Genomic DNA, 19809 nt, shown 5'->3' with positions numbered 1-19809 from the left:
AGGCGGAACGATGATGGGCGCTGTCTGGTCTCTGCTCGGCATCCTGTCCGGCGCCTTCATCGCCATCCAGGCGCCGATCAATTCGCAATTGGCTAAGGGCCTCGGCCTTCCGGTCGCGGCCGCCGCCGTTTCCTTCCTGTCCGGTGCCATCGTGCTTGGCATCATCTCGATTTCGGTGGTGAAGCTGCAGGGCATCTCGCTCGACTGGAAGGCGCCGGCGCCCTGGCTGTTCGTCGCCGGCGGCATGCTCGGCGGCTTCTATGTGACGCTGTCGACGATCCTCACGCCACGCATCGGCGCTGCGGCGTTGATGGCCTTCCTCGTTGCCGGCCAACTGATCGCCGGCATGCTGATCGACCGCGCCGGCTTCCTTGGCGTGGCGGTACGCGAAATCTCGCTTGGCCGCGTCGCCGGCGCTGTGCTGCTCTTGGCCGGAGCGCTGCTGGTGCGGCTAACCTGAGCGTCGGCTGTTTCGTTCGACGGCAATTGCTCGCAAGGCGCGGCAACAAGACGGTGGCGAGAGCGCGGCGATCAGGTTATTGCCGCAGGCATGAAAGTGGACCTCTTCGATTTCGATCTTCCCGAAGACCGCATCGCGCTCAGGCCGGCCGAGCCGCGCGACAGCGCTCGGCTGCTGGTGGTGAAGCCGGGCGCCGGTTTCGAGGACCGGACAGTCCGGGACCTGCCGGCGCTGCTCAAGGCCGGGGACGTGCTGGTGTTCAACGACACCAAGGTCATCCCGGCGCAATTGAAGGGCATCAGGCTGCGCGGCGAAGCGGCGGCGCAGGTCGAGGCGACGCTGCACATGCGCACCGGCCCCGACCGCTGGCTGGCCTTCATGCGGCCGGGCAAGCGCATCGCCGCCGGCGACCGCATCCAGTTCGGCCATGACGGCAGTTCCTGCTTTCTGGGCCGGCTCGACGCCACGGTGCTTGAAAAAGGCGAGGGCGGCGAAGCGCTGCTCGGCTTCGATCTGTCGGGCGCCTTTCTCGACGAGGCGCTGCATGCCGTCGGGCATATCCCGCTGCCGCCCTACATTGCGTCGAAGCGCGAGGACGACGAGCGCGACCGCGCCGATTATCAGACGATCTATGCGCGCGAGGAAGGCGCGGTCGCCGCGCCTACCGCCGGCCTGCATTTCACCCCGGAGCTGTTCGCGGCGCTCGACGCCAAGGGCATCGAGCGCCGCTTCGTCACGCTGCATGTCGGCGCCGGCACCTTTTTACCGGTGAAGGCCGACGACACGACCGACCACAAGATGCATGCCGAGACCGGCTCGGTAAGCCCGGAGACGGCGGCGGCGCTCAACGCGGCCAAGGCGCGGGGAGGGCGGATCATCTGCGTCGGCACGACATCGCTGCGGCTCTTGGAGAGCGCGGCGCGTGACGACGGCAGGATCGAGCCCTGGTCCGGACCCACCGACATCTTCATCACGCCCGGCTATCGCTTCCGTACGGCCGACATGCTGATGACCAATTTCCATCTGCCGCGCTCGACGCTGTTCATGCTGGTCTCGGCCTTCAGCGGGCTGGAGATGATGCGCTCGGCCTATGCGCATGCAATCGAGAACCGCTACAGGTTCTACTCCTATGGAGACGCAAGCCTGCTTTTTCGTGCGGAGACGAGCAATGGACGATGACCTCGACAGCATGGACCGCGATACGCTGATCGCGCAGGTGAAGAAACTGCGCGCCGGTATCCGCGCACATCGCGACGCGACGGGGCATGATCTGTGCTGGCATCATCCTGACCTCTGGGAGCTTTTGCCGGAAAGGACCGAGCCGGCGATTGCCGTGCCGCCATGGCCGAAATTCATGCGCGGCTGCATCCGTTACCGGCAGTCGCTCGACGAGCAGGCGCCCGGCGCGCCGGAGCACGACAAGGAGTTCAATGGCTGAGACTTTTTCATTCGAGGTGCTTGCCACCGATGGCAAGGCGCGGCGCGGCCTGGTCTCGATGCCGCGCGGCGAGATCCGCACGCCGGCCTTCATGCCGGTCGGCACCGGCGGCACCGTCAAGACCATGTATATGGACCAGGTGCGCGGGGTCGGCGCCGACATCATCCTCGGCAACACCTACCATCTGATGCTGCGACCAGGCGCCGAGCGCGTGGCCAGACTCGGCGGCCTGCATGAGTTCGCGCGCTGGCCGCATCCGATCCTGACCGACAGCGGCGGCTTTCAGGTCATGTCGCTGTCGAAGCTCAGGAAGCTGACCGAACAGGGCGTCACCTTCCGCTCGCATATCGACGGCGCGCCCTACGAGATGTCGCCGGAGCGATCGATCGAAATCCAGGGACTGCTCGATTCCGACATCCAGATGCAGCTCGATGAATGCACGGCGCTGCCGGCCAAGCCCGAGGAGATCGAGCGCGCCATGGAATTGTCGCTGCGCTGGGCAGAGCGCTGCAAGGCGGCGTTCGGCGACCAGCCAGGCAAGGCGATGTTCGGCATCGTCCAGGGCGGCGACAGCGCGGCCTTGCGCGTGCGCTCCGCCCAGGCGCTGAAAGCGATGGATCTGAAAGGCTATGCGGTCGGTGGGCTCGCGGTCGGCGAGCCGCAGCCGGTGATGCTGGAGATGCTCGACATCACCTGCCCGGAGCTGCCGGCCGACAGACCGCGCTACCTGATGGGCGTCGGCACGCCGGACGATATCCTGAAATCGGTGGCGCGCGGCATCGACATGTTCGACTGCGTGATGCCGACCCGCGCCGGCCGCCATGGCCTTGCCTACACGCGCCGCGGCAAGGTCAATCTCAGGAACGCCCGCCATGCCGACGATCCGCGCCCGCTCGACGAGGAAAGCGACTGCCCGGCCGCGCGCGATTATTCGCGCGCCTACCTGCATCACCTGGTGCGCTCGCAGGAAGCGCTCGGCGCCATGCTGCTCACCTGGAACAACCTGTCTTATTATCAGAGGCTGATGCAGGACGTCCGAGCAGCCATCGGGGCGCAGGCTTTCGAAGCGCGCGCCGCCGAGATTACCGAAGGCTGGGCGCGGGGCGATATCCCGGTCCTTTGATCGGGGAAGCGTCGGAAAACCTTTCATAAATCAGATCAAGAGTAAGTATGCCTTGCCATATCGAGGCAAGGGGTGGCACGACTTTGGTAAAGATGGACGCGTCGATCGTCGACCATAAAGTAGCAAGCGCTGATGTTTACCGGTCGGGTTCGGCGGCGACCCAGCAATGGAGTTACAGTCTATTACTTGTAATTTCAGGGGTCGTGCTTGTCGGCCTTATCTTGCGCCTGCTCGGCGCGCGCGGGGATCTCTGGCACGACGAGATCTGGAGCATTACGCTGCTGAAGCCGCTGACGTCGATCGACCAGATATTCTGGCGTGTGAACCACGACAACAATCACTTTCTCAACTCGATATACCAGTATGTCGTCGGGCCCGATGCCGCGCCGCTGGTCCAGCGCGGCTTCTCGATAACGCTCAGCGGATGCACCGTCATTGCAGCCGCGGCGATATCGCGCGGACGTTGGGCAATGATTGGGTCGGCGTTGCTGTTTGCGTTGAGTTATCCGATGGTTCACTACGGCTCGGAGGCGCGTGGCTATGCCGGCCTGGCGCTGTTCACACTCGTTGCGGTGGCTCTTCTGGAGCGCTGGTTCGACAAGCGGGGCGCGTACGGCGTCGCTCTTGCTGCCGCAATTCTGCTTGGCTTCCTTTCCCACCTGACAATGGTCGAGACGGTGGTGGTGCTAACGGCCTGGACGGCGTGGCTGAGCTGGCGAGGCAGCCGCAGTCTGATTGTCGTCAACAAGGAGGTCGTCCAGGCCTTTCTGCCTGCTTTCCTTGCCGTGCTTCCGCTTGCCGCGGCAATGCTTGTAGGCGCGCGATTGTTCAGCTTCAATATCGGCGGTTTTTCCTCTTTCTCGCTCGAGAAATTCGCCGCCGGCTATGGCGGAATGATCCGCTATCTTTTCGGTCTACCGGACTGGATCGGCGACTGGACGTGCGTCGCGGTGACCTGCATCCTGGTCTTGGCACATGCAGGGGTCTCGCGCGATCGCCGGGCCAGCCTTTGTGCCATCGGCATCGTCGGGCTGCCCGCCCTGATGGCGGCGGCGCATCTGCCGAATGTTGAATTCCCGCGCTATTTCATTGTCAGCGGAACCTTGTTGCTGCTTTGGGCCGGAGACTTGATCGGACGTGGCTTCGACGCCGGCGGTAAGAGAAGGCTTTTTGCCGCCGGGATGCTCGTTCTTGTGGTGGGCGGCAACGCGGCGTTGCTGGCCCATTTCTATGAGCATGGGCGTGGTTCCTATTCCGGGATGGTGGACGAGATGACAAAGAGCGGCGCTGCCACATATGCCACCAACGCCGATTTCCGCACCGGCATGGTGGTCGATTATTTCGCTGCGCGCATCGGCCGTCAGGCATCGCTCGTCACCCAGGACAAGATTTGCGCCGGACGCGCGGACTGGCTGATTCTCGAAGGCGATACCCAAAAACAGCCGGAGCGCGTGGACTTCGATTGCGCACTTGCCTACGGACGAGTCGGAGCCTCGACCTTCTGGGGCCTCTCCGGTCTGGGCTGGACACTGTATAGCCGCCGAGATTGAGCGGTCATGCGGGGCGGGCTCAGGTACTGACCGAAGTCGAGGCGCGCAGGCTGCAGCCGGTGATCTTGAAGCTGCCGTCCGCTTGCTGCTGCAGCGTGTAGACTGCCTCATAATCCTTGCCGTCGGGCCCGACGATCAGCACCTGCTGGACGATTGAGCCGGGTCCGGTCTGCTCGACCTCGCCGAAGGAATAGGACCGGGGCTTGCGCACCGGCGCGTAGCCATTCGTCACCATGTTCATGAAGGTGTCGACGGTCGGAAAGATCTGCTTCACGTTAGGCGCGGCGAAGCTGTAGGCGGTGGCGCCGTCATCGGCGACGAAGGCCTTCAACTGGCTGTCGATGACCGTCTGCGCGGCCTTGATCTCGGCCTCGCCGGCAAAAGCAAGCGAGGCTATCAACATCGGAACAAGAGCAAGTGCGAACAAAGCGCGGCGCATGGCCTGCCTCCCCGGAATTCGCTTTGGCGAATGCAATCTAACATACGCATCGCGCCATGGCGTGGTTTCACCGGGATGCGAAGATTTCACCATTTCAGCGTCGGGAAGCGGGATCAGGTACTCTTCGAGGTGCGCGGCGCGGGAAGCTTGAAAGCCGGGCAGCAGTCTGCCACAAGGGCCGCTTATTCATGAAGCAGGCTGGCAGGACCGGGCAATGAAGGCATTTTTCGTGCAGATCAAGTGCGACCTGGGCAAGTCCTATGAGGTCGCCAGCGCGCTCGCCGATGCCGAGATCGCCTCCGAGATCTACTCGACCGCGGGCAATTACGACCTGCTTGCCAAATTCTATATCGACGACGAGGAAGACGTCGGCCATTTCGTCAACGAGCGGGTGCAGATTCTGCCTGGAATCAAGGACACCTTCACCATTGTGACCTTCCGGGCGTTCTGACCGGGCCTGTCTGTGCCCCGCCGGGAAGCAGGAGCTGACCCGGTCCAGCCGCTCATGCCTGAAATTTAGGCAATTTGCATGGAGTGGCCGTCGCGGCTCCCTAAATCACCGATTGCGCTTGATTTTCTCCGGCGAGGCCAGTGAAATGGTCTCAGAGGGGAGTACGCGATTGGCAGCGTTCGACGAAATGCTTCCGGAAGTTTCCGGACTGAGAAGACCTTATGAGGCTTACGATCGCTGGCTGAAGGAGCAGGACCCAGCCAGGCTTACCCAGAAAATGCAGGATGCCGAGCGCGTCTTCCGCAAGACCGGCATTACCTTTGCCGTCTATGGCGAGCAGGAAGCTTCCGAGCGGCTGATCCCTTTCGACATCGTCCCGCGCATCCTCTCCGGCCAGGAATGGCGCCGGCTGACGCAAGGCATCGAGCAGCGCGTGCAAGCGCTGAACGCCTTTCTCGATGATATCTATCACCGCCAGGAGATCCTGCGTGCCGGGCGCGTGCCGAGGGAACTTGTCGCGAAGAACGAGGCGTTCCTGCCGGAGATGATCGGGGTCAGGCCGCCGGCCGGCGTCTACACCCACATTATCGGCGTCGACATCGTCCGCATTTCTGAGAACGAATTTTACGTGCTGGAGGACAATGCCCGCACGCCGTCCGGCGTCTCCTACATGCTGGAGAACCGCGAGACGATGATGCAGCTCTTTCCGGAGCTGTTCCAGAAGATCAAGGTGCGGCCGGTCGAGAACTACCCGCAACTCCTGCGCCAGTCGCTGGCCGCGGTGCGGCCGCAAAGCAGCAAGGGCGCGCCAACCATCGCGGTGCTGACGCCGGGCTCGTACAACTCGGCCTATTTCGAGCATGCGTTCCTTGCCGACCAGATGGGCGTGCAACTCGTCGAAGGGCAGGACCTACGTGTCGTCGACGGCCATGTGGCGATGCGTACGACCGAAGGTTACAAGCAGATCGACGTGCTCTACCGGCGCGTCGACGACAACTTCCTCGATCCGCTGACCTTCCGGCCGGATTCCGCGCTCGGCGTGCCCGGCATCATGGATGTCTACCGCGCCGGCAACATCACCATCGCCAACGCGCCGGGAACCGGCATCGCCGACGACAAGGCGATCTATTCCTACATGCCGGAGATCGTCGAGTTCTACACCGGCCGCAAGGCGATCCTCGGCAACATCCCGACCTGGCGCTGTTCGGAGCCCGACAGCCTCAAATATGTGCTCGAGCACATCCACGAGCTCGTCATCAAGGAAGTGCACGGCTCCGGCGGCTACGGCATGCTGGTCGGCCCGGCGGCGACCAAGAAGGAATGCCAGGACTTTGCAAAAAAGCTGCAGGCGAAGCCCTCGAACTACATCGCCCAGCCGACCCTGGCGCTGTCGACCTGCCCGATCCTGACCGAGAAGGGCCTGTCGCCGCGCCATGTCGATCTCAGGCCGTACGTGCTGGTTTCGGATCGTATCCAGATCGTGCCCGGCGGCTTGACGCGCGTCGCGCTCAAAGAGGGGTCCCTGGTAGTCAATTCCTCACAAGGCGGCGGGACGAAAGACACCTGGGTGTTGGATGACTGAGGCGATCAGGGCGACGCAACAATTATGAAACGTATTCTTCCCTATTCGCTATTCGCTACTCCCTATTCGCTAGCCCTAGGGGCCTGACATGCTTCTTGGCCGCACCGCAAACGGTCTCTATTGGATGAACCGCTATATCGAGCGGGCCGAAAACATGGCGCGCCTGGTCGATGCGGGATTGCGCATGGCGCTGACGCGCACCCAGAGCGCTTCGGAGGAATGGAACTCGGTCCTGCTCAGCGCCGGCTCGGACATCGCCTTCAGCCAGAAGTACCAGGACTATACAGCCGCCAACGTCTCGGACTTCCTGCTACGCGACACCTTGAACCCGTCGAGCACGATGTCGTCGATCGAGACGGCGCGCAACAATGCCCGCATGGTGCGCACGGCGCTGACCCGCGAGACCTGGGAAAGCATCAACGAAGCCTGGATGTCGCTGAAGCGCATGCTGGCAAGGCCGATCGACGAACGCGACCTGCCGACGGTCCTCGATGCCATCAAGCGCGAGACGGCGCTGATCCGCGGTTCCTTCTACGGCACCATGCTGCGCAATGAGATTTTCGATTTCTCGCAGCTCGGCACCTATGTCGAACGCGCCGACAACACGGCGCGCATCCTCGACGTGAAATACTATGTGCTGCTGCCGTCGCTGTCCTGGGTCGGCTCGACGCTCGACAACTATCAGTGGGAATCGATCCTGCGCTCGGTGTCGGCGCACCGTTCCTATCGCTGGGTTTATGAAGCCGACTACAAGCCGACGAATATCGCCGACTATCTGATCCTCAACGTGCGCATGCCGCGCTCGCTGACTTTCTGCTACCGCTTCCTCGGCGAGCATTTGAAATTCCTCGCCGACGATTACGGTGAACGCCATGCTTGCCATGGCACGGCCGAGAAGATCCAGGCGCTGCTCAAGAGGGGTTCGATCAAGGACATATTCGATCATGGCCTGCACGAGTTCCTGGCCGAGTTCATTCGCGACAACACCAGGCTGGGCGACGAGATCGCCCAGGACTACCGGTTCTATTGAGCACAGCCGAGGCGAGCGTTATGCGGCTCAAGATCACCCATCGTAACGAGTACCGCTACGATCAGCCGGTGCAGTATCTGCTGCAGCGGCTGCGCCTTTGGCCTTCCAGCGGGCGCACGCAGACCGTCGGCTCCTGGGCGATCAAGGTCGAAGGCGCGCGTGAGGAGGTGCGCTTCACCGACCATTTCGGCAACGAGACGCGGCTGGTGAGCGCCGAGAGCGGCCAGAATTCGATCACCGTCGAGGCAGCCGGAGACGTGACCACGCATGACACGGCGGGCGTGACGGGTCCGCATCAGGGCTTTGCTCCGCTCTGGCTGTTCGGACAGCAGACGCCACTCACCGCCGCCGGCGAGGGCATACGTGAACTGGCCGGCACGCTGGGCCAGGGCACCGAGATCGAGCGACTGCACCGGCTGATGGACGCTATCGGCGAACGCGTCGCCTACAGGCCGGGCACGACCAGCGTTGTGACGCCGGCGGAGGAGGCGCTCGCGTTGAAGTCCGGTGTCTGCCAGGACCACAGCCACATCTTCATCGCCGCCGCCGTCGCCCTCGGCTTTCCCGCACGCTATGTCAGCGGCTACCTGATGATGGATGCGGCCGTCGAGCAGGCGGCAAGCCATGCCTGGGCCGAGGCCTATGTCGTGGGACTCGGATGGGTTGCCTTCGACCCGGCGAACGGTATCTCTCCCGACGAACGCTATGTGCGGGTGGCGACGGGGCGCGACTATCGCGATGCCTCGCCGGTGTCGGGAATACTGCTCGGACAGGCGCAAGAGAAGCTTGCCGTCACCGTCACGGTAGAGCAGTAATCTGCGCCGGAATCGCTAGCAGAAGAGCAATCATGACCTATTGCGTCGGCCTCAAGATCGATAGCGGGCTCGTGTTCATGTCGGACACGCGCACCAATGCCGGCATGGATTCGATCTCGACCTTCAAGAAGATGCATGTGTGGGAACAGCCCGGCGAGCGCGTCATCGTGCTGATGTCGGCGGGCAACCTTGCCACGACGCAGGCCGTTGTCAGCCTGCTCGACGAGCGTAACAAGGCGGTCAGCGACCGTCATCCGAAGCTGCTCGAAACTCCCTCCATGTACCAGACGGTGCGGCTGGTCGGCGATACAGTGAAGGAAGTGATAGAGCATGCCTCGCCGAATGGCGACAAGGCGGATTCCTACTTCAATGCCTCCTTCATCCTCGGCGGCCAGATCAAGGGCAGCCCGCCCAGACTGTTCATGATCTATCCGGAAGGCAACTTCATCGAGTCGACCGACGACACGCCTTTCTTCCAGATCGGCGAGACGAAATACGGCAAGCCGATCATCATCCGTGCCTATGATCGGGCAATGAGCCTGGCCGAAACGGTGAAGCTGCTTCTGGTGTCGTTCGACTCGACGCTGAAATCCAACCTCTCGGTCGGGCTGCCGCTCGATCTGCTGTTCCTGGAACAGGATGCGCTCAGTGTGGGGCTGAACCGGCGGATCGGCCATGATGATCCTTACTACCGAACCATATCGGACGGCTGGTCCAACGCGCTGAAAATCGCTTTTTCAAATCTGCCGGACTTTCCGGGATAGGGCTTTCGGAAAGCGGTTCGGTCGGCCAGCTATCTTCGGCGGCCGCTGGGAGAGAGAATATGGACGAGGAGGAATTCCGCGATTGGTCGAGGCGGGCGGCCGACTGGGGCGCCGACTATCGCGCCAACCTGCGCGACCGTCCGGTGCGGCCGGCGATCGCGCCGGGCGAGATTTTCAGAAGCATCGAGGCGTCGCCGCCCGAAATGCCGGAGCCGATGGACAGGATCTTCGCCGACTTCGAAGAAAAGATCGTGCCGGGCATGACGCATTGGCAGCATCCGCGCTTCTTCGCCTATTTTCCCGCCAATGCAGCGCCGGTTTCGGTGGTGGCCGAATATCTGGTCTCTGCGATGGCCGCGCAATGCATGCTGTGGCAGACCTCGCCGGCGGCGACCGAACTCGAAACGCGCATCGTCGACTGGATGCGCCAGGCCCTCGGCCTGCCCGTGGGCTTTTCCGGCGTCATCCAGGATTCGGCTTCCTCGGCGACGCTTGCGGCGGTGCTCACCATGCGCGAGCGGGCGCTCGACTGGCAGGGCAACAAAAAGGGGCTGGCCGGGCAGGCGAAGCTACGCGTCTATTCCTCCGACCAGGTCCATACCTCGATCGACCGAGCCATCTGGGTCTCCGGCATCGGCGAGGACAACCTTGTCCGTATCCCGGTCGCCGGACGTTTTCGCGCCATGGATACGCACGCGCTCGAGGCCGCGATCGTTGCCGATCGCAAGGCCGGCCTGCTGCCAGCCGGCATCATCGCCTGCGTCGGCGGCACCAGCACCGGCGGCACGGACGACATCGCGGCGGTGGCCGCGGTCGCTCAGCGGCACGGGCTTTACCTCCATGTCGACGCCGCCTGGGCAGGGTCGGCGATGATCTGCCCGGAATACCGGCATTTCTGGGCCGGCGTCGAAGGCGCCGATTCCATTGTCTTCAATCCGCACAAGTGGCTCGGCGCGCAGTTCGATTGCTCGATCCAGTTCGTGCGCCAGCCGGAAGATCTGGTGCGCACGCTGGCCATCAAGCCGGAGTTTCTGAAGACGCTGGGTCATGACGGCATCATCAACTATTCGGAATGGTCGGTGCCGCTCGGCCGCCGCTTCCGCGCCCTGAAACTTTGGTTCCTGCTGCGCGCCCATGGCCTCGAGGGCCTGCGCACCATGATCCGCAACCATGTCGCCTGGAGCGCAGGGCTTGCCGCGCGCCTTGCCGGGGAAGAGGATTTCGAGCTCGTCAGCGAGCCAATGCTTTCGCTGTTCTCGTTCCGGCACCGCACGGTGGCAGGCGCCGACCCTGACGAGCACAACCTCCGCCTCGTCGACGCCATCAACACCAACGGCCGCATTTACCTGACTCAAACGCGGGTCGATGGGCGCGTGGCGATCCGCTTTCAGGCGGGGCAGTTCGAGTCGACGGCGGCAGATGTCGATGCGGCGTTCGACGTCATAACCGAGATTGCGCGGCGCTTATCCTGAGGCAGCAGACCTGTTCCACACTGGTTTGCCTTTTTCAATCAGGCGATTTTCGTTAGCCGGCTTATACCTTTTCTTCGCTTTCGTTTTCCGATATAGACGGGAAAAAACGAAAATGGAGGACGCGCAATGTTTCTTTCGCCACGCCATGCCGAGATCATCCAGAGGGCGAAAGACCATGGCAGGGTGCTGGTCGATGACCTGGCGACGCATTTCAACGTGACGCCGCAGACCATCCGCAAGGACCTCAACGACCTGTGCGATCAGCGCCTGCTGACCCGTATCCATGGCGGTGCGCTGTTCCCGTCCGGCATCGAGAACATGGAGTACGAGGCACGCCGCAAGATTGCCGCCGACGAGAAGGAGGCGATCGGCAGCGCGGCGGCGCGGCTGATTCCTGACAATGCTTCGCTGTTCATCAATATCGGCACCACCACCGAGGCCGTCAGCAAGGCGCTGCTCGACCATAACGGGCTTATGGTCATCACTAATAATATCAATGTTGCCAATAGGATGCGCATCTACCCCACGATCGAGGTGGTGATTGCCGGCGGCGTTGTGCGCGGTTCCGACGGCGGCATCGTCGGCGAGGCGGCGGTCGATTTCATCCGCCAGTTTAAGGTCGATTACGCCGTCATCGGTGCCTCGGCGATCGATCATGACGGCGCGCTGCTGGACTTCGATTTCCGTGAGGTGAAGGTTGCGCAGGCCATCATCGCAAATGCCCGCCACGTCATCCTGGTTTCCGACCGGACGAAATTCGAACGCACCGCGCCGGTCCGGATTGGCCATCTTTCGCAGGTGAATACCTTCATCACCGATCGTTGCGAGATCCCGTCGATTCGCAGGATTTGCGAGGAAACCGAAGTCCGGCTGATCGAGACAGCGTTCGAATAAGGCACGCCTCGACGGCTTGCTCAGCCGACTGCGATATTTCGTTTGACATTCGCTTTGAGTTCGAAATAATTCCGTCACGGTTTCGTAAAACACAAAAATGGTGCAATGCGAAATCGTCGGAGGAATCTTTGGACGCATATCCGATCCATGACATTTTCGTCATCGGCGGCGGCATCAACGGCTGCGGCATAGCCCGCGATGCCGTTGGCCGCGGATTTTCAGTTTACCTTGCCGAAATGAACGATCTCGCCAGCGGGACCTCCTCCGGTTCGACCAAGCTCATCCATGGCGGCCTGCGTTATCTCGAATTCTATGAATTCCGGCTGGTGCGCGAAGCGCTGATGGAGCGCGAGGTTCTGTGGAAGAACGCGCCGCACATCATCTGGCCGATGCGCTTCGTGCTGCCCTATGCCAAGGGCCTCAGGCCCGCCTGGCTGATCCGGTTGGGATTGTTCCTTTACGATCATATCGGCGGGCGCAAGCTCTTGCCGGCGACGAAGACGCTGGATATGGCGAGCGATCCGGCAGGCAAGCCGCTCAAGCCATTGTTCCGCAAGGCTTTCGAGTATTCGGACGGTTGGGTCAACGACGCGCGCCTGGTGGCGCTGAACGCGCGTGACGCCGCCGACCGGGGTGCCATTATCCGCACCCGCACAAAAGTCGTCAGCGCGCGGCGCGACGGTGTGCTTTGGGCCGTGAAAGTGCAGAATGTGCTCACCGGTGATACCGAAGAAGTTCGCGCGCGGCTTCTCGTCAACGCTGCCGGCCCCTGGGTCGATCACGTGCTCTCGGCTGCCGTCGGCCAGAACGACGTCCACAATGTCCGCCTCGTCCAGGGCAGCCATATCGTAGTCGGAAAGAAGTTCGACGATCCGCGCGCCTATTTCTTCCAGAACAAGGATGGCCGCATCATCTTCGCCATTCCTTACGAGGAAGAATTCACGCTGATCGGCACCACCGATCGCGACTATCCGGGCGATCCGCATGAGGTGAAGATCTCCGACGCCGAGATCGACTATCTGTGCGCTGCGGCAAGCGAATATTTCGCGCAGCCGGTGAAGCGGTCCGATATCGTCTGGACCTATTCGGCGGTGCGCCCGCTCTATGACGACGGCGCTTCGAAGGCGCAGGAAGCAACGCGCGACTATGTGCTGAAGGCCGATGGCGGGGAGGGTGCTGCCCCCTTGCTCAACGCTTTCGGCGGCAAGATCACCACCTTCCGCCGGCTGGCGGAATCGATGTTGGAGAAGATCGAAGGTTTTCTCGGCAAGCGCGGCAGGCCGTGGACGCATGATGCGCCGCTGCCTGGCGGCGATTTCGCCGCGACCGGCTTCGATGCCCAGGTTGCCAGGCTGAAGAGCGCCTATCCGTTCCTCGACCAGCGGCTGGCGCGCCGCTTCACCCGGCTCTACGGCACGCGGGCGGAAAGGCTGCTCGGGCTCGCCAAGTCGAATGCCGATCTCGGCCGCAATTTCGGCGCCGACCTTTTCGAGGCGGAAGTTCGCTATCTGGCCGAAAATGAATGGGCGGTCACCGCCGAGGACGTGTTGTGGCGCCGCACCAAGCGCGGCCTGCATTTCAGCCGCGAGCAGACGGCGGCATTGGAAGAATTCATGCGCGGACTGAGCAGCCGCCATGTCGCGGCGGCGGAATAAGGATCGGCCGCTGATGCGTAAGGCCTGGGAGGAGGCGTGATGCTGGAATTGAGGAACGTGACGAAGACCGTCGGCGCGCAGGAGCACATCCGCGACATGTCGCTGACGCTTCAGCACGGCTCGCTGAATGTCCTGCTTGGGCCGACGCTCTCCGGCAAGACCAGCCTGATGCGGCTGATGGCTGGCCTCGACGCGCCGACTTCCGGCTCGGTCTGGTTCGACGGCAAGGACGTCACCGGCCAGAAGGTGCAGAAGCGCAACGTCGCCATGGTCTACCAGCAGTTCATCAACTATCCGGCGATGACCGTCTACGAGAACATCGCCTCGCCGCTGCGGGTCGCCGGCGTCGAGCAGGCCATGATCGACAAGGAGGTGCGCAACGCCGCGGCTCTCTTGAAGCTCACGCCTTATCTCGACCGTACGCCGCTCAGCCTGTCCGGCGGCCAGCAGCAACGCACCGCGCTTGCCCGCGCCATCGTCAAGAATGCCAGTCTGGTGTTGCTCGACGAGCCTTTGGCCAATCTCGACTACAAGCTGCGCGAGGAATTGCGGGCCGAATTGCCGAAGATCTTCGCCGCGGCCGGCACGATCTTCGTTTATGCCACGACCGAGCCGCACGAGGCGCTTTTGCTCGGCGGCAACACCGCAACGCTTTCGGAAGGCCGCGTCACGCAATTTGGCCCGACGGTCGAAGTGTTCCGCAAGCCCATCGACCTGGTGACGGCTCGGACCTTCGCCGATCCGCCGCTCAACACCATCGTGCTCTCCAAGAAGGGGTCGGATTTCCTGCTCGAAGGCGGTGTCAAGCTGCCGGTGCCGACGGAACTCGCCGGCATTGCGGATGCCAGCTACACGATCGGCTTCCAGCCGCATCATTTGTCGCTGGAGCGGCCGAATGCCGGCGCCGTGCCGGTGCGGGCCAAGGTCACCATCACGGAGATCACCGGCTCGGAAAGCTTCGTCCATCTCGATTTCGCCGATGCGCGCTGGGTGATGCTTGCGCATGGTATTCTCGATTTCGAGACGGACGACGAGGTCGAGGTGTTCATCGATCCGCGCCACATCATGGTATTCGACCATAACGGCCGCGCCGTGACGGCGTCGAAGCTGGCGGCCTGAGGAGAAAACGATGGCGCGCATCGAGGTCAACCACATCCGCCATTCCTACCTGCCCAACCCGCAGAAGGATTCCGACTTCGCTCTGAAGGAAGTGCACCACACTTTCGAGGATGGCGGCGCCTACGCGCTGCTCGGGCCTTCGGGCTGCGGTAAAACTACCTTGCTCAACATCATTTCGGGACTGCTACACCCCTCGCATGGCAAGTTGCTGTTCAATGGCCGGGACGTGACCAGGCTGTCGACGCAGGAGCGCAATATCGCGCAGGTGTTCCAGTTCCCGGTCATTTACGACACCATGACCGTCTACGACAATCTGGCCTTCCCGCTGCGCAACCGGCGCGTGCCGGAAGCCGATGTCGACCGCAAGGTGCGCGAGACGCTCGACATGATCGATCTCGCTTCGATGGCGAACAGGAAGGCGCGCCGGCTCACCGCAGACCAGAAGCAGAAGATCTCGCTTGGACGCGGCCTGGTGCGCTCCGACGTCAACGCCATTCTGTTCGACGAACCGCTGACGGTCATCGACCCGCATATGAAGTGGGTGCTGCGCTCGCAGTTGAAGCAGCTGCACCGCCGCTTCGGCTACACCATGGTCTATGTCACACACGATCAGACCGAAGCGCTGACTTTCGCCGACCGCGTCGTGGTCATGTATGACGGCGAGATCGTGCAGATCGGCACGCCTGCCGAACTTTTCGAGCGTCCGCGCCACACCTTCGTCGGTTATTTCATCGGCTCGCCGGGCATGAACGTGCTGCCGGTTGCGCTGGAAGGCAGGACGGCGAAGCTGGGTGCCCAGCGCATCGAATTGCCGGGCCTGCCCAAGGCCGAAGCCGGCGCCGTCGAGCTCGGCATTCGTCCCGAATATGTGCGGCTCGGCCGCGAGGGCATGGCGGTGCAGGTCAGCAAGGTCGAGGACGTCGGCCGCCACAAGGTGGTTCGCGCCAACCTTGAAGGCAGGGAGATCGCCGCGGTGATCGGCGAGGACGACGAGGTGCCGGCCGAACCGAAAGTCCGCTTCGATCCGGCCGGCATCAACATCTATGCCGATTCATGGCGCGTCGAGATGGGGGCATAGATGGACAAGACCTGGAACAACAAGGCCTGGTTCCTTGTCCTGCCGGTGCTGGTGCTGGTGGCGTTCTCGGCCGTCATCCCGCTGATGACGGTCGTCAACTATTCGGTGCAGGACACGTTCGGCAACAACGTCTTCTTCTGGGCCGGCACCGAATGGTTCGAGGACCTGCTGCACTCCGACCGCTTCTGGGAAGCGATGGTGCGCAACCTGATCTTCTCCTTCATCATCCTGGCGATCGAGGTGCCGCTCGGCATCTTCATCGCGCTCAACATGCCGAAGAAGGGCTGGGGCGTGCCGGTCTGCCTGGTGCTGATGGCGCTGCCGCTGCTCATTCCGTGGAACGTCGTCGGCACGATCTGGCAGGTGTTCGGCCGCAACGACATCGGCCTGCTCGGCTATTACATCAATGCGCTCGGCATCGACTACAACTACGTCCAGGATCCGATCGATGCCTGGGTAACCGTCATCATCATGGATGTCTGGCACTGGACCAGCCTGGTCGTGCTGCTTTGCTATGCCGGCTTGGTCTCGATTCCCGACGCCTTCTACCAGGCTGCCAAGATCGACGGCGCGTCGCGCTGGGCTGTGTTCCGCTACATCCAGCTGCCCAAGATGCAGCGCGTGTTGCTGATCGCCGTGCTGTTGCGTTTCATGGACAGTTTCATGATCTATACCGAGCCCTTCGTCGTCACCGGCGGCGGTCCCGGCAATTCGACCACCTTTCTGTCGATTGACCTGGTCAAGACGGCGCTCGGCCAGTTCGACCTCGGTCCGGCGGCGGCGATGTCGCTGGTCTACTTCCTGATCATCCTGTTGTTGTCATGGGTGTTCTACACCGTGATGACCAACTACGACGCGGAGCGCTGAGATGGCGGGTGCCAACGAAACGACGCGCGTGAGCGAGACGGCGGTCACCGAAGTGGGCAGCACGCTGTCGCAGGACGAGGTGGCGAAGCTGATGCGCCGCCGCGGCGAGGAATCGCGCTGGTGGTGGATCGTGCCGACGGTCTACATCATCGTTATCCTGCTGCCGATCTACTGGCTCATCAACATGAGCTTCAAGACCAATGCGGAGATCGTGTCGTCGCTGACGCTGTTCCCGCATAATCCGACACTGGCGAACTATCGCACCATCTTCACCGACCCGTCCTGGTATTCGGGCTATATCAATTCGATCACCTATGTGGTGATGAACATGGTGATATCGGTGGCGGTGGCGCTGCCGGCGGCCTATGCCTTCTCGCGTTACCGCTTCCTCGGCGACAAGCATTTGTTCTTCTGGCTTTTGACCAACCGCATGGCGCCGCCCGCGGTGTTCGCGCTGCCGTTCTTCCAGCTCTATTCGGCGTTCGGCCTGATCGACACCCATGTCGCCGTGGCGCTGGCGCACTGCCTGTTCAACGTGCCGCTCGCGGTGTGGATCCTCGAAGGCTTCATGTCCGGCGTGCCGAAGGAGATAGACGAGACCGCCTATATCGACGGCTATTCCTTCCCGCGCTTCTTTCTGAAGATTTTCATGCCGCTGATCGCGAGCGGCATCGGCGTCGCCTGCTTCTTCTGCTTCATGTTCTCGTGGGTGGAGCTCTTGATCGCGCGCACGCTGACCACGACGGACGCCAAGCCGATCGCCGCCACCATGACCCGCACGGTCTCTGCCGCCGGCATGGATTGGGGTCTGCTCGCCGCCGCCGGCGTGCTGACGCTGATCCCCGGCGCCTTGGTTATCTGGTTCGTGCGAAATTATATCGCCAAGGGCTTTGCCCTGGGGAGGGTCTAAAGCCATGAATCTCGACTTCTCCTGGATGGCGTGGACGTGGCCGACGGCGGCCTTCTTCATCGTCATTGTGCTGATGCTCTTTGGCATGGGCGTCTGGGAATATGCCTCGCCCGGCGGTCATCCGCGCATCGGGGTGCTGCGCTTCGAGACGACGCGCGGCGATCGTTTGTTCCTGTCGCTGCTTGGCAGCGCATTTATCCATCTCGCTTGGCTGGGTCTGGTTGGACCCAACCTGTGGTGGGCTCTCGCTCTCTCCGTGGTCTACGCCGTTGGCGTGTTCCGATACGTATAGAGGGGGAATAGCCGGACCGGTCGCGTGCTGGCGGCCGCCCGGATCGCACTTGCAACTTAAGACTGGAGGAGACACATGCGACGGCAATTTCTAACATCGACGACAGCCCTTGTCCTTTTGGTGGGAGCGGGCAATGCCTATGCCGGTATGGACGAGGCAAAAGCCTTTCTCGACAAGGAGATAGGCGACCTGTCGACGCTTTCACGCGCCGACCAGGAAAAGGAAATGCAGTGGTTCATCGACGCAGCCAAGCCGTTCGCCGGCATGGACATCAAGGTCGTTTCGGAAACCATCGCCACGCACCAATACGAGTCACAGGTGCTGGCACCGGCCTTCTCCGCCATCACCGGCATCAAGGTCACACATGACGTCATCCAGGAAGGCGACGTCGTCGAGAAGATCCAGACCCAGATGCAGACCGGCCAGAACCTCTATGACGGCTGGGTCAACGATTCCGACCTGATCGGCACGCATTGGCGCTACCAGCAGGTGCGCAACCTGACCGACTGGATGGCGAATGAAGGCAAGGACGTCACCAATCCGAACCTCGACCTGAAGGACTTCATCGGCACGTCGTTCACGACGGCGCCCGACAAGAAGCTCTATCAGCTCCCCGACCAGCAGTTCGCGAACCTCTACTGGTTCCGCTACGATTGGTTCAACGACGAGAAGAACAAGGCCGACTTCAAGGCCAAATACGGCTACGACCTAGGCGTTCCCGTCAACTGGTCGGCTTATGAGGACATCGCCCAGTTCTTCACCGGCCGCGAGATCGACGGCAAGAAGGTCTACGGCCATATGGACTACGGCAAGAAGGACCCGTCACTCGGCTGGCGGTTCACGGACGCCTGGCTGTCCATGGCCGGCAATGGCGACAAGGGCATTCCGAACGGCCTGCCCGTCGACGAATGGGGCATCAAGGTCGACGAGAAATCGCGTCCTGTCGGCTCCTGCACGGCGCGTGGCGGCGATACCAACGGCCCGGCCGCGGTCTACTCGATCCAGAAATATCTCGACTGGCTGAAGGCCTACGCTCCGGCGGAAGCCCAGGGCATGACCTTCTCCGAATCCGGCCCGGTGCCGGCGCAGGGCGGGGTCGCGCAGCAGATCTTCTGGTACACCGCCTTCACCGCTTCGATGGTCGACGCCGGCGCCAAGGCGGTGCTGAACGACGACGGCACGCCGAAGTGGCGCATGGCGCCGTCGCCGCACGGCGTCTACTGGAAGGACGGCATGAAGCTCGGTTACCAGGACGTGGGTTCCTGGACACTGATGAAGTCGACGCCTGACGATCGCGCCAAGGCCGCCTGGCTCTACGCGCAGTTCGTCACCTCGAAGACGGTCGACGTGAAGAAGAGCCATGTCGGCTTGACCTTCATCCGCGAGAGCACGATCCACGACAAGAGCTTCACCGAGCGCGCTCCGAAGCTCGGCGGCCTGATCGAGTTCTATCGCTCGCCGGCCCGCGTCCAGTGGTCGCCGACCGGCACCAACGTGCCTGATTATCCGAAGCTGGCGCAGCTCTGGTGGCAAGCGATCGGCGATGCCTCTTCCGGCGCGAAGTCGGCCCAGGAAGCGATGGACTCGCTCTGCGCCGAGCAAGAAAAAGTCATGAGCCGCATCGAGAAGTCGGGCGTCCAGGGCGACATCGGCCCGAAGATGGCCGAAGAGCACGATCTTGCCTACTGGAACGCCGACGCGGTCAAGAAAGGCAATCTCGCTCCTCAGTTGAAGATCGAGAACGAAAAGGAAAAGCCGGTCACCATCAACTACGACGAACTGGTGAAGAGCTGGCAGCAGCAGTAACTGCATGACGCGGGCGTGCTTGCCCATGTAGGAAGTGCAGGGGAGGCGGCTTTGCCGTCTCCCC

Annotated in this window: 20 protein-coding genes; 19 read left to right on the top strand and 1 reads right to left on the bottom strand. The window is 62.4% G+C overall.

The window, feature by feature from the left end; genetic code table 11:
• Nucleotides 1-10 precede the first annotated feature (10 nt).
• The 5 genes from LB552_RS00850 to LB552_RS00830 all read left to right on the top strand — a co-directional run bounded on the left by LB552_RS00850 (nucleotide 11) and on the right by LB552_RS00830 (nucleotide 4571).
• A complete protein-coding gene (locus LB552_RS00850) occupies nucleotides 11-460 on the top strand; it encodes a DMT family transporter (RefSeq protein WP_224601271.1) in 450 nt (149 codons plus the stop codon).
• A gap of 90 nt (nucleotides 461-550) precedes the next feature.
• Entirely contained in the window at nucleotides 551-1639 is a 1089-nt protein-coding gene (queA, locus tag LB552_RS00845; protein ID WP_224601269.1) for a tRNA preQ1(34) S-adenosylmethionine ribosyltransferase-isomerase QueA, read from the top strand.
• Entirely contained in the window at nucleotides 1629-1898 is a 270-nt protein-coding gene (locus LB552_RS00840; protein WP_095765303.1) for a hypothetical protein, read from the top strand. Before queA ends, LB552_RS00840 begins: the two co-directional genes overlap by 11 nt.
• Nucleotides 1891-3021 (top strand): tRNA guanosine(34) transglycosylase Tgt, encoded by a 1131-nt coding sequence (tgt, locus tag LB552_RS00835; RefSeq protein ID WP_095765304.1) that lies wholly within the window; start codon nucleotides 1891-1893, stop codon nucleotides 3019-3021. Before LB552_RS00840 ends, tgt begins: the two co-directional genes overlap by 8 nt.
• Before the next feature lie 92 nt (nucleotides 3022-3113).
• Entirely contained in the window at nucleotides 3114-4571 is a 1458-nt protein-coding gene (locus LB552_RS00830; RefSeq protein ID WP_224601267.1) for a hypothetical protein, read from the top strand.
• Between the two features lie 19 nt (nucleotides 4572-4590).
• Here the strand turns inward: LB552_RS00830 and LB552_RS00825 are convergent, their stop codons facing one another.
• Nucleotides 4591-5010 (bottom strand): DUF4864 domain-containing protein, encoded by a 420-nt coding sequence (locus tag LB552_RS00825; protein ID WP_224601266.1) that lies wholly within the window; start codon nucleotides 5008-5010, stop codon nucleotides 4591-4593.
• Nucleotides 5011-5224: 214 nt separating this feature from the next.
• Between LB552_RS00825 and LB552_RS00820 the strand changes: the two genes are divergently transcribed.
• From LB552_RS00820 to LB552_RS00755, 14 genes are all read left to right on the top strand, one after another.
• Nucleotides 5225-5461, top strand: coding sequence for an Lrp/AsnC ligand binding domain-containing protein (locus tag LB552_RS00820; protein ID WP_040995065.1), 237 nt, complete (start codon nucleotides 5225-5227; stop codon nucleotides 5459-5461).
• A gap of 169 nt (nucleotides 5462-5630) precedes the next feature.
• On the top strand, nucleotides 5631-7043 hold the full coding sequence (locus LB552_RS00815; protein WP_224601264.1) for a circularly permuted type 2 ATP-grasp protein: 1413 nt from the start codon (nucleotides 5631-5633) through the stop codon (nucleotides 7041-7043).
• 88 nt (nucleotides 7044-7131) lie between these two features.
• Nucleotides 7132-8073 carry an alpha-E domain-containing protein gene (locus tag LB552_RS00810; RefSeq protein WP_224601262.1) on the top strand — a complete coding sequence of 314 codons (942 nt, stop codon included), beginning with the start codon at nucleotides 7132-7134 and terminating at the stop codon, nucleotides 8071-8073.
• Nucleotides 8074-8093: 20 nt separating this feature from the next.
• Nucleotides 8094-8888: a transglutaminase domain-containing protein gene (locus LB552_RS00805; RefSeq protein ID WP_224601261.1), complete on the top strand. Its 795-nt coding sequence runs from the start codon at nucleotides 8094-8096 to the stop codon at nucleotides 8886-8888.
• A 32-nt stretch (nucleotides 8889-8920) separates the two neighbouring features.
• A complete protein-coding gene (locus LB552_RS00800) occupies nucleotides 8921-9652 on the top strand; it encodes a peptidase (RefSeq protein WP_095765311.1) in 732 nt (243 codons plus the stop codon).
• Between the two features lie 59 nt (nucleotides 9653-9711).
• Nucleotides 9712-11124: a pyridoxal phosphate-dependent decarboxylase family protein gene (locus tag LB552_RS00795; protein ID WP_224601259.1), complete on the top strand. Its 1413-nt coding sequence runs from the start codon at nucleotides 9712-9714 to the stop codon at nucleotides 11122-11124.
• A 126-nt stretch (nucleotides 11125-11250) separates the two neighbouring features.
• Nucleotides 11251-12018 (top strand): DeoR/GlpR family DNA-binding transcription regulator, encoded by a 768-nt coding sequence (locus LB552_RS00790; protein WP_140545843.1) that lies wholly within the window; start codon nucleotides 11251-11253, stop codon nucleotides 12016-12018.
• 128 nt (nucleotides 12019-12146) lie between these two features.
• Entirely contained in the window at nucleotides 12147-13673 is a 1527-nt protein-coding gene (gene glpD / locus LB552_RS00785; protein WP_224601257.1) for a glycerol-3-phosphate dehydrogenase, read from the top strand.
• Between the two features lie 39 nt (nucleotides 13674-13712).
• On the top strand, nucleotides 13713-14792 hold the full coding sequence (locus tag LB552_RS00780) for an ABC transporter ATP-binding protein (protein ID WP_224601255.1): 1080 nt from the start codon (nucleotides 13713-13715) through the stop codon (nucleotides 14790-14792).
• A 10-nt stretch (nucleotides 14793-14802) separates the two neighbouring features.
• Complete coding sequence (locus LB552_RS00775; protein ID WP_224601253.1) at nucleotides 14803-15870, top strand: ABC transporter ATP-binding protein; 1068 nt, start codon at nucleotides 14803-14805, stop codon at nucleotides 15868-15870.
• Nucleotides 15871-16737, top strand: coding sequence for a carbohydrate ABC transporter permease (locus LB552_RS00770; protein ID WP_095765316.1), 867 nt, complete (start codon nucleotides 15871-15873; stop codon nucleotides 16735-16737).
• A 1-nt stretch (nucleotide 16738) separates the two neighbouring features.
• The gene (locus LB552_RS00765; protein WP_224601251.1) at nucleotides 16739-17647 is read left to right on the top strand and encodes a carbohydrate ABC transporter permease; all 909 of its coding nucleotides are present in this window, start codon (nucleotides 16739-16741) and stop codon (nucleotides 17645-17647) included.
• A 4-nt stretch (nucleotides 17648-17651) separates the two neighbouring features.
• Nucleotides 17652-17939, top strand: a complete 288-nt coding sequence (locus tag LB552_RS00760) for a DUF2160 domain-containing protein (protein ID WP_095765318.1) — start codon at nucleotides 17652-17654, stop codon at nucleotides 17937-17939.
• 75 nt (nucleotides 17940-18014) lie between these two features.
• A complete protein-coding gene (locus LB552_RS00755; RefSeq protein ID WP_224601249.1) occupies nucleotides 18015-19745 on the top strand; it encodes an ABC transporter substrate-binding protein in 1731 nt (576 codons plus the stop codon).
• The last annotated feature ends 64 nt before the right edge of the window (nucleotides 19746-19809 follow it).

This window comes from Mesorhizobium sp. CA7 (genome assembly GCF_020165015.1).
Lineage (GTDB): Bacteria > Pseudomonadota > Alphaproteobacteria > Rhizobiales > Rhizobiaceae > Mesorhizobium.
This window is presented reverse-complemented; position numbering and strand designations above follow the sequence as displayed.

Excerpts from the sequence above, each read along its gene's own strand:
- LB552_RS00795 (WP_224601259.1), top strand. The coding sequence starts at position 9,712 with ATGGACGAGGAGGAATTCCGCGATTGGTCGAGGCGGGCGGCCGACTGG.
- LB552_RS00810 (WP_224601262.1), top strand. The coding sequence starts at position 7,132 with ATGCTTCTTGGCCGCACCGCAAACGGTCTCTATTGGATGAACCGCTAT.
- LB552_RS00755 (WP_224601249.1), top strand. The coding sequence starts at position 18,015 with ATGCGACGGCAATTTCTAACATCGACGACAGCCCTTGTCCTTTTGGTG.
- LB552_RS00790 (WP_140545843.1), top strand. The coding sequence starts at position 11,251 with ATGTTTCTTTCGCCACGCCATGCCGAGATCATCCAGAGGGCGAAAGAC.
- tgt (WP_095765304.1), top strand. The coding sequence starts at position 1,891 with ATGGCTGAGACTTTTTCATTCGAGGTGCTTGCCACCGATGGCAAGGCG.
- LB552_RS00805 (WP_224601261.1), top strand. The coding sequence starts at position 8,094 with ATGCGGCTCAAGATCACCCATCGTAACGAGTACCGCTACGATCAGCCG.
- LB552_RS00840 (WP_095765303.1), top strand. The coding sequence starts at position 1,629 with ATGGACGATGACCTCGACAGCATGGACCGCGATACGCTGATCGCGCAG.
- LB552_RS00775 (WP_224601253.1), top strand. The coding sequence starts at position 14,803 with ATGGCGCGCATCGAGGTCAACCACATCCGCCATTCCTACCTGCCCAAC.
- LB552_RS00850 (WP_224601271.1), top strand. The coding sequence starts at position 11 with ATGATGGGCGCTGTCTGGTCTCTGCTCGGCATCCTGTCCGGCGCCTTC.
- LB552_RS00830 (WP_224601267.1), top strand. The coding sequence starts at position 3,114 with ATGGACGCGTCGATCGTCGACCATAAAGTAGCAAGCGCTGATGTTTAC.
- LB552_RS00780 (WP_224601255.1), top strand. The coding sequence starts at position 13,713 with ATGCTGGAATTGAGGAACGTGACGAAGACCGTCGGCGCGCAGGAGCAC.
- LB552_RS00765 (WP_224601251.1), top strand. The coding sequence starts at position 16,739 with ATGGCGGGTGCCAACGAAACGACGCGCGTGAGCGAGACGGCGGTCACC.
- queA (WP_224601269.1), top strand. The coding sequence starts at position 551 with ATGAAAGTGGACCTCTTCGATTTCGATCTTCCCGAAGACCGCATCGCG.
- LB552_RS00825 (WP_224601266.1), bottom strand. The coding sequence starts at position 5,010 with ATGCGCCGCGCTTTGTTCGCACTTGCTCTTGTTCCGATGTTGATAGCC.
- LB552_RS00820 (WP_040995065.1), top strand. The coding sequence starts at position 5,225 with ATGAAGGCATTTTTCGTGCAGATCAAGTGCGACCTGGGCAAGTCCTAT.
- LB552_RS00760 (WP_095765318.1), top strand. The coding sequence starts at position 17,652 with ATGAATCTCGACTTCTCCTGGATGGCGTGGACGTGGCCGACGGCGGCC.
- LB552_RS00800 (WP_095765311.1), top strand. The coding sequence starts at position 8,921 with ATGACCTATTGCGTCGGCCTCAAGATCGATAGCGGGCTCGTGTTCATG.
- LB552_RS00770 (WP_095765316.1), top strand. The coding sequence starts at position 15,871 with ATGGACAAGACCTGGAACAACAAGGCCTGGTTCCTTGTCCTGCCGGTG.